Annotated in this window: 12 protein-coding genes; 6 read left to right on the top strand and 6 right to left on the bottom strand. The window is 73.5% G+C overall.

Features of this window, described 5'->3' with window-relative positions:
* Nucleotides 1-477 precede the first annotated feature (477 nt).
* From OG959_RS26750 to OG959_RS26735, 4 genes are all read right to left on the bottom strand, one after another.
* The gene (locus tag OG959_RS26750) at nucleotides 478-1,737 is read right to left on the bottom strand and encodes an NAD(P)/FAD-dependent oxidoreductase (protein WP_326662450.1); all 1,260 of its coding nucleotides are present in this window, start codon (nucleotides 1,735-1,737) and stop codon (nucleotides 478-480) included.
* Between the two features lie 153 nt (nucleotides 1,738-1,890).
* On the bottom strand, nucleotides 1,891-3,273 hold the full coding sequence (locus tag OG959_RS26745) for a deoxyguanosinetriphosphate triphosphohydrolase (protein ID WP_326662449.1): 1,383 nt from the start codon (nucleotides 3,271-3,273) through the stop codon (nucleotides 1,891-1,893).
* Nucleotides 3,274-3,309: 36 nt separating this feature from the next.
* Complete coding sequence (locus OG959_RS26740; RefSeq protein ID WP_326662448.1) at nucleotides 3,310-4,251, bottom strand: sirohydrochlorin chelatase; 942 nt, start codon at nucleotides 4,249-4,251, stop codon at nucleotides 3,310-3,312.
* Nucleotides 4,252-4,340: 89 nt separating this feature from the next.
* A complete protein-coding gene (locus OG959_RS26735) occupies nucleotides 4,341-5,156 on the bottom strand; it encodes a Cof-type HAD-IIB family hydrolase (RefSeq protein WP_326666628.1) in 816 nt (271 codons plus the stop codon).
* 118 nt (nucleotides 5,157-5,274) lie between these two features.
* Between OG959_RS26735 and OG959_RS26730 the strand changes: the two genes are divergently transcribed.
* Nucleotides 5,275-6,006, top strand: coding sequence for a SanA/YdcF family protein (locus OG959_RS26730; protein ID WP_326662447.1), 732 nt, complete (start codon nucleotides 5,275-5,277; stop codon nucleotides 6,004-6,006).
* A gap of 107 nt (nucleotides 6,007-6,113) precedes the next feature.
* Entirely contained in the window at nucleotides 6,114-8,264 is a 2,151-nt protein-coding gene (locus tag OG959_RS26725; protein WP_326662445.1) for a molybdopterin oxidoreductase family protein, read from the top strand.
* Here the strand turns inward: OG959_RS26725 and cutA are convergent.
* Both cutA and OG959_RS26715 read right to left on the bottom strand, forming a co-directional pair.
* Nucleotides 8,216-8,554: a divalent-cation tolerance protein CutA gene (gene cutA / locus OG959_RS26720; protein WP_326662443.1), complete on the bottom strand. Its 339-nt coding sequence runs from the start codon at nucleotides 8,552-8,554 to the stop codon at nucleotides 8,216-8,218. The genes OG959_RS26725 and cutA overlap by 49 nt on opposite strands.
* Before the next feature lie 68 nt (nucleotides 8,555-8,622).
* Nucleotides 8,623-9,246: an NADPH-dependent FMN reductase gene (locus OG959_RS26715; RefSeq protein WP_326662440.1), complete on the bottom strand. Its 624-nt coding sequence runs from the start codon at nucleotides 9,244-9,246 to the stop codon at nucleotides 8,623-8,625.
* Nucleotides 9,247-9,333: 87 nt separating this feature from the next.
* On the opposite strand from OG959_RS26715, the gene OG959_RS26710 reads away from it, so the two are divergent.
* The 4 genes from OG959_RS26710 (at nucleotide 9,334) to OG959_RS26695 (ending at nucleotide 12,590) form a co-directional block, all read left to right on the top strand.
* Entirely contained in the window at nucleotides 9,334-10,134 is an 801-nt protein-coding gene (locus tag OG959_RS26710) for an aminotransferase class IV family protein (RefSeq protein WP_326662438.1), read from the top strand.
* An 84-nt stretch (nucleotides 10,135-10,218) separates the two neighbouring features.
* The gene (locus OG959_RS26705; protein WP_326662435.1) at nucleotides 10,219-10,680 is read left to right on the top strand and encodes a DUF5990 family protein; all 462 of its coding nucleotides are present in this window, start codon (nucleotides 10,219-10,221) and stop codon (nucleotides 10,678-10,680) included.
* Between the two features lie 399 nt (nucleotides 10,681-11,079).
* A complete protein-coding gene (locus OG959_RS26700) occupies nucleotides 11,080-11,874 on the top strand; it encodes a hypothetical protein (RefSeq protein ID WP_326666862.1) in 795 nt (264 codons plus the stop codon).
* A gap of 92 nt (nucleotides 11,875-11,966) precedes the next feature.
* Nucleotides 11,967-12,590 (top strand): class F sortase, encoded by a 624-nt coding sequence (locus tag OG959_RS26695; protein WP_326662434.1) that lies wholly within the window; start codon nucleotides 11,967-11,969, stop codon nucleotides 12,588-12,590.
* Nucleotides 12,591-12,598: the final 8 nt, after the last annotated feature.

The raw sequence follows: 12,598 nt of genomic DNA, 5'->3' as shown, positions 1-12,598 counted from the left end.
GTTCCCCGCGGGGTGCGGGTTCCCCGCGGGGTGCGGGTCCCCCGCGGGGTGCGGGTCCCCCGCGGGGTGCGGGTCCCCCGCGGGGTGCGGGTCCCCCGCGGGGTGCGGGTCCCCCGCGGGGTGCGGGTTCCCCGCGGGGTTCCCCGCAGGTGCGGGGTTCCGTCCTCAAGCGCCGGACGGGCTTGAGATGCGCGGGTGCCCCGTGGGGTGCGCCCTGTTCGGTGGGTGGGGGTGGGGCCCCTCCGGGGAGATCTCCTCGGAACTGGCGTGTTCACCCGGGTACGCGATCGACCCGGGTCGTACGCCATTTCCTGCGGGGACTCCCCTGCACGCCCCCACCCGGTCGCCGTGCGTCTGGACGCCGGTGACACCGCTGCCGCAGACGCGAGGCGGCCGGTCCGGGCGGGCCCCCCACCACCGGAGCAGGCGTGCCGCACCCAGCGGGGAGACCCGCTCCACCGCCCGCCCAAGGGCTCCTCAGATCAGGGACTCCAACGGCACCGACGGGTCGGCGAGGGCGTCCGGGTCGACCGGCTGTCCGGCCCTGATCAGTTCCTGCACGGTCTCCGTGACGTCCCACACGTTCACGTTCATCCCGGCGAGGACCTTGTGGTCCTTCAGCCAGAACGCGATGAACTCGCGCTTGCCCGCGTCGCCGCGGATCACGACCTGGTCGTAGCTGCCGGGCGGCGCCCAGCCCGAGTACTCGAGGCCGAGGTCGTACTGGTCGGAGAAGAAGTACGGCACCCGGTCGTAGGCCACGTCCTGGCCGAGCATGGCGCGGGCGGCGGCCGGTCCGCTGTTCAGCGCGTTGGCCCAGTGCTCCACCCGCAGCCGCGTGCCGAGCAGCGGATGGGCCACGTTGGCGACGTCCCCGGCCGCGAAGATGTGCGGGTCGCTGGTGCGCAATGAGGCGTCCACGGCGATGCCGCCGCCCTGCTCGCGCGGGGCGATCTCCAGCCCGGCGGCCTCGGCGAGGGCGGCGCGCGGGGCGGCGCCGATCGCGGCGAGGACGTCGTGGGCGGGGTGCTCCTCGCCGTCGTCGGTGCGGACGGCGAGGACCATGCCGTCCTGGCCGACGATCTCGGTGAGCCGGCCGCCGAAGTGGAAGCGGACGCCGTGGTCGCTGTGCAGGTCGGTGAAGAGCTGGCCGAGCTCGGGGCCGATGACCTTGAGCAGCGGGGTCGCCTCCGGTTCGACGACGGTGACCTCGGCGCCGTATCCACGGGCCGCCGCGGCGACCTCCAGGCCGATCCAGCCGGCCCCGGCGATCACCAGATGGCCGTTGTCGCGGCCGAGTGCGGCCAGCACGTTGCGCAGCCGGTCGGCGTGGGCGAGGCGGCGCAGATGGTGGACGCCCGCCAGGTCGGTGCCCGGGATGTCGAGGCGGCGCGGTTCGGCGCCGGTGGCCAGGAGCAGCTTGTCGTAGTGGATGACGGTGCCGTCGCCGAGCTCGACGGAGCGGGCTTCGCGGTTCAGCGCGGTGACGGGCTGGCCGAGGTGGAGCTCGATGTCGGCCCCCGCGTACCAGGCCGTCTCGTGGACGAAGACGCTGTCGCGGTCCTCCTTCCCGCCCAGGTAGCCCTTGGAGAGTGGCGGGCGTTCGTACGGATGGTCGCGCTCATCGCCGATCATGATGACCCGGCCGCTGAAACCCTCCGCCCGGAGCGTCTCCGCTGCCTTCGCTCCGGCCAGTCCTCCGCCGACAATGACGAACGTCCGATGTGCGTCGACCACTTGATGCCTCCTCGGTGCTTGCTGCGCGGCGCCAACTGCGAGCGTCCCGCACGCAGCGTGATGGCGAAAGAGGGTGTGACCCGATCAGGTCACGCCCAGTGGTCATATGCCAGTGTGCCGACCGGGGCCCGCACACCGGGAGCAGGGGTGCTCTCAGCCGCGGCGTGCGGTGAGCGAGTGGTGCAGGGAGCGGGCCGAGGCGTCGGTCAGGGCGGCGATCTGGTCGACCAGGACCCGCTTGCGGGCGCGGTCGTCGGGGGCCGCCTCGTACAGCGCCCGCAACTGCGGCTCCAGCCCCTCGGGGGCGCGGGCGGTCAGCGCGGCGGCCAGTTCGGCGATGACGATCCGCTGGCCGGCGCGGATCTCCTCCTGCTCGGCTCGCTGCATGACGTAACGGTCGGCGACGGCCTTGAGGACCGCGCACTCGTGGCGCGCCTCATGGGGGACGACGAGTTCGGCACCGTATCTGCCGAGGCGTCCGGTGCCGTACGCCTGCCGGGTGGCGCTCTCGGCGGCGAGGCAGAACCGGCCGATCAGCTGGCTCGTGGCGTCCTTGAGCCGGGCCTGGGCGACGGCCGATCCGTCGTAGCCGTGCGGCCACCAGTCCTGGCCGATGAGCCGGTCGAGTGCGTCGGACAGCTCCTGCGGGTCGGTGCCGGCGGGGACGTAGCGTCCGATGGCGACGGCCCAGATCTCGCGCCGCTCCGGCTCGGCGTCGAGGCAGTTGGGGTCGATGTGCCCGGCGTGCAGCCCGTCCTCGAAGTCGTGGACCGAGTACGCCACGTCGTCGGACCAGTCCATGACCTGGGCCTCGAAGCACTTGCGGCCTTCCGGGGCGCCCCTGCGGAACCAGTGGAAGACCGGCAGGTCGTCCTCGTACACCCCGAATTTCGGGGAGCCGGGGTCGGTGGGGTGGACGCCTCGGGGCCAGGGGTACTTGGTGGCGGCGTCGAGCGCGGCGCGGGTGAGGTTGAGCCCGACGCTGACCAGTTCGCCGGTGCGGGTGTCGGGCACGAACCGTTTGGGTTCGAGGCGGGTCAGCAGCCTCAGCGACTGGGCGTTGCCCTCGAAGCCGCCGCAGTCGGAGGCGAAGTCGTTGAGCGCCTGTTCGCCGTTGTGCCCGAAGGGCGGGTGGCCCATGTCGTGGGAGAGGCAGGCCGTCTCGACCAGGTCGGGGTCGCAGCCGAGCGCGGCGCCGAGTTCCCGGCCGACCTGCGCGCACTCCAGCGAGTGCGTGAGCCGGGTCCGCGGGCTGGCGTCCCAGACGTGACTGCGGGTGCCCGGGGTGACGACCTGGGTCTTCCCGGCGAGCCTGCGCAGGGCCGCGGAGTGCAGCACCCGGGCGCGGTCGCGCTGGAAGGCGGTGCGGCCGGGCCGTTTGTCCGGTTCGGTGTCCCAGCGCTCGGCGTCGGCGGCGCCGTAGGGAGCCGTGCCGGGGTCCTGGGTGCCGTACGCGGTGTCCGTGCCGTGCGCGTTACCCGTGCCGTGCGCGTGGTCCGTGCCGTACGTACCGTCGGTGCCGTCCGTGCCGTTCATGGGAACGACAGTAATCGGCCGCACCGACAGGAGGGCTCAGGCGGAGGCCAGGAAACGTGTGTTCATCAGGGTTTCGCGCGCCGGCGCGCCGGCCGCCCGTGCCTGGTCGTAGCGGTGGAGGAGCAGGCGTGCCATGGCCGGGTGGGCGCCGAGCGGGGCGGCGGCGATCCAGGTGGCCTCCGCCGCCGCGGCCGAGGCGAAGCGTCCGGGGGCGGTGAAGTACGAGGCGACGGCGACCCTCCGGCGGCCGCGGGCGGCCAGCGCGCGCAGGGCGGCCGGGACGGTGGGCGTCGCCGCGGAGGCGTACGCGGGCACGACGGGCACCCCGCCGAGCCGTTCGCTGAGCAGCTGCGCGGTGCGGCGGGTACCGGCGGCCGACTCGGGGTCGCGCGAACCGGCGGCGGCCAGCACCACGGCGCTGTTGCGGTTCCCGTCGTCCGAGGGACGCCAGCCCGCCTCGGTGAGCCGGCCGTGGAGCGCCTCGACCAGCAGCGGGTGCGGGCCGAGGGGGCCGGCGGTGCGGGTGCGCAGGGCCGCGGCGCCGGCGACGGCCTCCGGGATGTCCTGCTTCACGTGGTAGCCACGGCCCAGCAGCAGCGGCACGAGGACCGCCTCACCGCTGCCGAGGTCGTCCAGGGTCCGCGGGAGGAGGGGTTCGTTGAGCTCGATGTGGCCGAGCCGGACGTCGAGCCCCGGCCGCAGCTCCCGCACCCGGTCCAGGAGCTCCGTCACCGTCTGCAGCGCCCGCGGGTCCCGGCTGCCGTGCGCGACGGCGACGAGTGCGGGCGCGGCGGGTATCAGCGGGCTCACGTTGCTGTGCGGGGGCTGCTGCGGGGTGCGGTGCATGGGCCGTCGGGTTCCGTTCAGGGAGACGAGGCTGAGCTGGGTGCCGAGCTGTGCGGTGATACGGGTCAGCAGTTGCGCCGTGCTGTCGAGGGGCGGGGACTCCTGGGGACGTTCCGGTGCCGGCTCCGTCATGGACCGATGGTGCCGGGCGCAGGTTGCCGCCTCGTTGCGCGCCGGTCACAGCCGTTTTCCGCCACCTCACCGAGAGCCCCTGCCCGTTGTCAGACGGCCGCCGCGGCCCGGACCTGCCCGGCGAACAGCCGCTCGATGACGTCGGCGACCCCGTCCTCCTCATTGGTGGCGGTGTGCGTCGCCACGGCGGCCAGTACGGCCGGGTGGGCGTTGGCCATGGCGTAGCCGGTGCCGGCCCAGGTGAGGACGGTGAGGTCGTTGGGCATGTCGCCGAAGGCGATGACCTCGGTGGCGTCGATGCCCCGTGCGGCGCAGAGCACCTCCAGGGTGCCGGCCTTCGTGACGCCGGGCGCGCTGATCTCCAGCAGGCCGCGCCCGCCCGAGTGGGTGAGCTGCACCTCGTCGCCCGCGCCCGGGCGGGCGGCGGCCAGCAGGGTGTCGGCGTCCAGCCGGTCCGACCAGACGAGCAGTTTGGTGACGGGGGCCTCGGTCAGCCAGAGGTCGGCGAGGGTCGGTACGGGGAGTTCGGCGCCGACGTCCTCGGACATGCGCAGCCGGTAGGCCGGTTCGTACAGCACCTGGTTGCCGGTCTCCAGGGCGAAGCCCACCTCGGGCACCGCGGCGGCGAGTGCCGTGGCGACCCGCTGGGCGGTGGTCAGGGGCAGGACGCGGGAGGAGACGACGGTGCGGGTCCCGATGTCGTACACGAGCGCCCCGTTGCTGCAGACCGCCGTGCCCAGGAGGCCGGTTGCCTCGGCGAGCCGGTCGACGAACCTGGGCGGCCGGGCGGTGACGATGACGATCTCCGTTCCGGCGTCCACGGCCGTGCGCAGGGCGCGCAGGGTGCGGGGCGAGAGGGTGCCGTCGTTACGGAGCAGGGTGCCGTCGAGATCTGAGGCGATCAGCCGTGGAAGCAACATCGGCCGATGCTACCGACGGGTGCTCACGGAGAACCGATTCGGCCGTCCGTTCGTCAAGCGGTAGGGGGCGGTTCGGCACGACGACAGGGAAGTGGGGGCTCCGATGCGGCTGAGGCCATGGGGAGGACGGGCGGTCCGGGCGCTGCGGAGGACCGCCCCCCGGTTGCGGCCCCGGCTGCCGCGGACCCGGCGGGGGCGGCGTCTGGCCGTGCAGGGGGTGATGGTGGCCTGTGTGCTGGCGCTGGCCCCGGCCACCTGGATGCACACGGTCGCCGATGCCCGGGTCAGGACGGTGGCGGACGTGCCCGCGCGGCAGGTCGCGGTGGTGTTCGGCGCGGGGTTGTGGGACGGCAGGCCGTCCCCGTATCTCGCGAACCGGCTGCGGACCGCCGCCGAACTGTACCGGGACGAGAAGGTGAAGGTCGTGCTGGTGACCGGTGACAACAGCCGGGTGGAGTACGACGAGCCGGACGCGATGCGCACGTTCCTGGTCGCGCACGGGGTGCCGGACAGCAAAATCGTGAGCGACTTCGCCGGCTTCGACACCTGGGACTCCTGCGTGCGGGCCAGGAAGATCTTCGGGGTCGAGCGGGCCGTGCTGGTGAGCCAGGGGTTCCACATCCGGCGGGCGATCGCGCTGTGCCGGGCGGCGGGAATCGACGCGTACGGCGTCGGGGTCGAGGCCGTACACGATGTGACCTGGTACTACGGCGGCACGCGGGAGCTGTTCGCGGCGGGAAAGGCGGCCCTGGACGCCCTGTTCGAGCCGGATCCGCACTTCCTGGGCCCCAGGGAACCGGGCGTGGCCAAGGCCCTCGCAGCGGACGAAGGGTGACCGCGCCCCGCACCTCACCGCCGGGTGCCGGGCGTGCTGAGGTGGGCGTACCGGCGGTGTAACCGGGAGCGGGCGCCCGTGTAACACCCGGATTCCAGTCTGGGTCCATGACCAGCACCGCGACTGCCGCCACCGCGACCCACTGCCCGTACTGCGCGCTGCAGTGCGGCATGAATCTGCGCCCGGTCGCCGGTGACGCGGTCGTCGAGGTGGAGGAGCGTACCGCCTTCCCCGTGAACCGGGGCGCGCTGTGCGGCAAGGGCCGGTCGGCGCCCGCCGTGCTCTCCTCCGCGGTGCGGCTGACCGGGCCGCTCGTACGCGATCCGGCGAGCGGGCAGCTGGAGCCGGCCGGCTGGGACGAGGCGCTGGCCCGTATCGCCGAGGGGCTGCGGGGAACGCGCGCGAAGCACGGGGCCGACGCGGTGGGGGTGTTCGGCGGCGGTGGGCTCACCAACGAGAAGGCGTACGCGCTCGGGAAGTTCGCCCGGGTGGTGCTCGGCACCTCGCAGATCGACTACAACGGGCGGTTCTGCATGTCGTCGGCGGCCGCCGCGCACCAGCGGGCCTTCGGGCTCGACCGCGGGCTGCCGTTCCCGCTGGAGGACATCCCGCGCACCGGGTGCGTGATCCTCGTGGGGTCGAACCTCGCGGAGACGATGCCGCCCGCCCTGCGCTATCTGACCGAGCTGCGGGAGAACGGCGGCCGGCTGATCGTCATCGATCCGCGCCGCACCAGGACCGCCGAGCAGGCCGACCTTCATCTGGCCCCCCGGCCCGGCACCGATCTGGCGCTGGCGCTCGGCATGTCGCACCTGGTGGTGTCGCAGGGGCGGGTGGACGAGGACTTCGTACGGGAGCGCACGAGCGGCTGGGACGAGGCGCGGGCCGGGGTGATGGCCCACTGGCCCGAGCTGGTGGAGCGGCTGACCGGGGTTCCGGTGCCGCAACTGCGCGCGGCCGTCGAGATGTTCTGCGACGCGGAGAGCGGCATGGTGCTGACCGCGCGCGGCCCGGAGCAGCAGTCGAAGGGCACGGACACGGTCGGCGCCTGGATCAACTTCGCGCTGGCCACCGGCCGTGCGGGCCGCCCACGGTCCGGTTACGGCTGCCTGACCGGCCAGGGCAACGGCCAGGGTGGTCGTGAACACGGCCAGAAGGCCGATCAGTTGCCGGGTTACCGCAAGCTCACCGATCCGTCGGCGCGCCGCCATGTCGCAGGGGTGTGGGGCGTCGATCCCGACTCGCTGCCGGGGCCGGGGCGCAGCGCCTACGAACTGCTGGACGCGCTGGGCACCGAGGTGAGGTCGCTGCTGGTGATGGGGTCGAACCCGGTGGTGTCCGCGCCGCACGCGGGGCATGTGGAGGAGCGGCTGCGGTCGCTGGACTTCCTCGCGGTCGCCGATGTGGTGCTGTCGGAGACGGCCGCGCTGGCCGATGTGGTGCTGCCGGTGACGCAGTGGGCCGAGGAGACCGGGACCACCACGAACCTGGAGGGCCGGGTGCTGCTGCGCCGGCGTGCGGTCTCCGCGCCCGCGGGGGTCCGCAGCGATCTGGACGTGCTGCACGGGCTGGCCGGCCTCCTCGGGCACGGGAAGGGGTTCCCGGCCGACCCGGAGGAGGTGTTCGACGAGCTGCGCCGGGCTTCGGCGGGCGGCCCGGCGGACTACGCGGGCATCACGTACGAACGGATCGCCGCCGAGGACGGGGTCTTCTGGCCGTGCCCGGACACGGAGCACGCCGGAACGCCGCGGCTGTTCCTGGACCGGTTCGCGACGGAGGACGGGCGGGCCCGGTTCGTGCCGGTCACGCACCGGCCGTCCGCCGAGGAGACGGACGCGGAGTATCCGGTGGTGCTGACCACGGGCCGGGTCGTCGCCCAGTACCAGTCGGGGGCGCAGACCCGCCGGGTGGCGGAGCTGAACGCAGCGGCCCCGGGCCCCTTCGTGGAGTTGCATCCGCGGCTCGCCGAGCGGATCGGGGTGGCCGAGGGCGAGCCGGTCGCGGTGACCTCGCGGCGCGGGCGGGCGGTGGCGCCCGCCCGGATCACCGTGGCGATCCGGGCGGACACCGTGTTCATGCCGTTCCACTGGGCCGGCGAGGGCCGGGCCAACACGCTGACCAACCCCGCCCTGGACCCGGTCTCGAAGATGCCGGAGTTCAAGGTGTGCGCGGTACGGGTGGAGGCGCTCCCCCGGCCTCAGGGCGCCTCTCAGAGCGAGGTGACCGGGGCCGTCTCCGCGGAGACCCAGCCCAGGTAGCGGGCGCTGCCCCGGAGCACGGGCAGGGCGATGATCTCCGGGGTGTCGTAGTCGTGCGCCTCCTGGAGGTACGCCTCCAGGTCGTCGTACCGATCGGCGGACGTCTTGAAGAAGAGCTGCCACTCCTCGGTCGACTCGATGGCGTTCTGCCACCGGTAGACGGAGGTGACGGGCGCGGAGATCTGGACGCAGGCGGCGAGCCTGCCTTCCACCGCGCCCTGCGCCAGGAGCTGGGCCTTCTCCTCGCTGTCCGTCGTGGTCAGCACGGTCAGCCATGCGGGCGGTGTCACCTTCGGTCTCCTCGGATCGGCAGCGGGGTCCTGTTCCTGATTGTCGGCCAGGTCAGGGCGGTGCGCAGTCAGCCGCCGTACGGATGGGCGGCCCTGGCACCCCTCAGCGCCCGTCCCCACCAGACCAGTTGGTCCAGGAGGGACTTCGCCGCCGCGTCGGGGCCGACCGGGTCGCGGTGCCTGCCCTCGTCGTCGAAGAGGGCGCCGGCGTTGTGGAACGAGACGGTGTCGCGGATGGAGACGGCGTGCAGCTCGGCGAAGACCTGCCGCAGGTGCTCGACCGCGCGCAGACCGCCGGAGATCCCGCCGTAGGAGACGAAGGCGACGGGCTTGGCCTGCCATTCGGTGAAGTGCCAGTCGATGAGGTTCTTGAGCGGGGCGGGGTAGGAGTGGTTGTACTCCGGCGTGATGACGACGAAGGCGTCGGCGGCGGCCAGCCGGCCGGCGACCTCGGCCAGCACGGCCTGGTCCTCCGGGCCGGGACGGCGGGAGAGGGCGGTCGGAAGGTCGAGTGCGGCGACGTCGAGCAGGTCGGTCTCGATGCCCGGGTGGCCGTCGGTGCGGGAGCGGAACCAGTCGGCGACGACGGGGGCGAACCGGCCCTCGCGGTTGCTGGCGAGGATGACGGCGACCTTCAGGGGTGCGGTGTCGGTCGGAGCGGTGGCCGTGTTTCCGGCTGTGGTGAGGTCCATGCGAAGAGGTTCGTACGTCAACCATGGTTGAGGTCAAGCGCTCACCGCCGGTCCGCCCGCGGCACGTGTCGGCATACGGTGGAGGGCATGACGACTCCAGCGGCCGCACCCCTCCCCTACGCCGAGTTCGACGGACATCCGGCCACCGAGGACGACCTGCGCACGGCCGCCTTCTTCGGCTACGGCCATTTCACGGCCATGCAGGTCAGGGGCGGCCGGGTACGGGGGCTGGAGCTGCATCTGGAGCGGCTGGACTCGGCGAACCGGGAGCTGTTCGAACTCCCCCTGGACGGCGGCCGGGTACGGGAACTGATCCGGCACGCGCTGCGGAGCGCGGGGGCTTCCGACGCCTCGGTGCGGGTGCAGGGGCTGCGGCCGCCGGGCGCCGCCGCGACGACCGTCATGGTCACGGTGCGCGGGCCCGCCCGGATGGACCCGCGTCCGGTCGGCCTGAAGTCCGCTCCGTACGCGCGCACCGCGCCGCACCTCAAGCGCCCCGGCGAGTTCGGCCAGACGTACTACGGGGAGCTCGCCCGCAGGAGCGGCTTCGACGACGCGCTGCTGACCCTGCCGGACGGCGCGGTGACCGAGGGCGCGATCACCAACATCGGTTTCTGGGACGGCACTTCGGTCATCTGGCCGCAGGCGCCGGCCCTGCTGGGCATCACCATGGCACTGCTGGAACAGGAGTTGCCCGGCGCGGGGGTGCCGTCGCTGCGCCGGCCGGTGAACCTGAACGGGCTGGGGGCCTACCGGTCGGCGTTCGTCACCAACTCGCAGGGCATGGCACCGGTGGCCCGGATCGACGGCACGGAGTTCACGGTCGACGAGGAGCTGATGAAGCGGCTGGCGGCGGCGTACGAGGCCGCGCCCCGGGACACCCTCTGACGCTGCGGGCCCCTGGCGGCCCGGCCGCGAGAATGAACCATGGAACCCGCACAGCACCCCCCGACCGAAGGGCCTCCGTCGCGCATGCAGATCCACATCGAGGGCTCCCGCCTGCCCGGCCGCGACTGCGGGCCCGGCGGTGACTTCGCCGGGCGCGAGAACATCCACGTGGGCGTCCAGGGCAGGGACCGGCCCGGCGAACTCCTCGGGCTGCACCCCGGCGACGCCCCCGCCGCCCACTGGACCCTGGACTGCACCACCGCCACCGGCCCGGACGGCATCGAGGTGCGCGGGCCGTACGTGCAGAACCGGCTCGGCGGACGGTTCGTCTACCTGTCGTGGGGCACGGTCGACGGGGACGGGCTGTTCTCCATGTTCCGGCGGGCCAAGCTGATGTTCGCCGACATCGACGCGGACATCCTCGAAGCGGCCGTGCGCTCCGGGCACCTCACCGCACGGCTGCCACTGTCCGACGCCAAGGGGCAGCCGCTCTGCGCGAGGGTCCGGCCGCCCGTCATCACCTGGTCCGCCGCCGCGCCCGGCTGAGGGGCGCCCGGCCGCACAGGAGACGCCGGGCCACACAGGAAACCGCCTCCACCGGGCCCAGGGGGGGTGGGCCCGGTGAAGGCGGTGGCCGGGGCGGTCGTGCACAACCGTCCCGTGGGGGGGTGTGCATCATGTGCCCGCGGACACCCGGGTCATGCATGTGACGTACGCCACTTTCGTCTCGGCGGGCATCACCCGATCGGCACCGGTCACCGAAGGGCGGACTTCCCGCCCCACCATCACCGCTGTGACCTGCACGCTTGGGCAGTGACAAGGAGGCGGCGCCGGTCCGAACGGGTGAATGCTGACTCGGTGTCAGCAGGCATGGGTGGCGGGACGGCCGTTAGCTCGGACCCAGGACACACCAGCCCGCGCCGTCCCCGCTCGGAGGAACCCCCCATGCGCAGTCCTGCTCGCCTCGTGACCGGCACCGCCGCCGCGGCTCTCGCCGCTGCCGCGCTCGGCCTCAGCGCCGCCGCCCCGTCCGCGTACGGGGATGAGCTCGGGCCATTGGAGATCACTCCGGCGAGTGCCGCCCCGGGGTCCACGGTCACCGTGAACACCACCGCCTGCGGCGGCGACACCGGCGCCACCGGTGACGCGAGCGCCCTGGACGTCTCCGAGTTCGCGCTGGCACCGGCCACCCTCAAGGAGGTCCTGGCCGGTTCGTTCCAGGTGCCGGGCACGATCGAGCCGGGGCCGTACAGCATCGACGTGGCCTGCGAGAACGGCAAGCGGGCCACCGGGGAGATCGAGGTGAAGGCCGCGGGCACCACGGGCACCACGGGCAAGGAAAGTGCCGCGGTGTCCTCCGACGAGGACTCCCCCGCCGGTGCCGGTCTGCCCTCGGACCTGTACGACTCCGAGGAGTACGACACCACCGGGCTCGACGAGGCCGAGGCCTCCGGGTCGGCCCTCGTGCCGGACGCCCCCGCACTCCCCGGACGCGGCACGCCCACCCCGCGCCCGACCCCCTCGGGACACGAGAGTTCCGGCGGACACGAGCCCCCCTCCGGCCACCGCACCTCGGCCGCGCCCACCGCCCCCACGGGGCATGTGAAGACCGGTGTCGGCGGCAGCGTCGGACCGGACACCACCCAGATCGCGGCGGGAGCCGGCGTACTCGCCGCGACCGCCGTAGGCGGAGCCTGGCTCCTGCGTCGCCGGGCGAGCGGCACGCAGGACGGCAGCTGACGGAGACTTCCACCTCTCCGTACCGCCCGGTTTCCGTCCCGGTGGCCCCGCGCCACCGGGACGGGACCCTTCTCTCTCCCCGGAGGACGACCGTGTCCCAGAAGGCCAAGGGCTGGCTGCTCGTCGTCGCGGCGCTGGCCGGCCTCTGGCTGATCCGGAACGGCGCCGACACCCGGCTGACCCCGCCGGCCCCGGCCTCCGCGGACGCCTTCGCCGCCGGTCCCGGGCTGCTGCCCGGATCACCGGTCGCCGACCCGCTGCGGCCCTCCGCGCCCGTCCGCATCACGATTCCGGGCATCCGGGTGGACGCCCCGATGATGCGGCTCGGACTCGGTCCGGACGGCAGCCTCGACGTACCTCCGGCCGGGAACACCGACATCGTCGGCTGGTACGAGGACGGCCCGCCGCCCGGCGCCAAGGGCACCGCGATCGTCGCCGGGCACGTCGACAACGACCGGGGACCGTCCGTCTTCTACGACCTGGGGTCGATGAAGAAGGGCAGTACCGTCGAGGTACTCCGCCAGGACGGCCGCACCGCCGTCTTCTCGGTCGACGCGATCGAGGTCTACGACAACGAGGACTTCCCCGACCGGCGGGTGTACGGAGCCTCGGAGCACGCCTCGCTGCGCCTGATCACCTGCGGCGGCGGGTTCTCCCCGTCGACCGGCTACGAGGGCAACGTGGTGGCGTACGCGCATCTCACCGGCGTGCGCTGAGGCCCGGC

It is taken from the genome of Streptomyces sp. NBC_00385 (assembly GCF_035917155.1).
GTDB lineage: Bacteria > Actinomycetota > Actinomycetes > Streptomycetales > Streptomycetaceae > Streptomyces > Streptomyces poriferorum.
The sequence above is the reverse complement of the archived record's forward strand: the minus strand, read 5'-3'. Positions and strand labels throughout refer to the sequence as shown.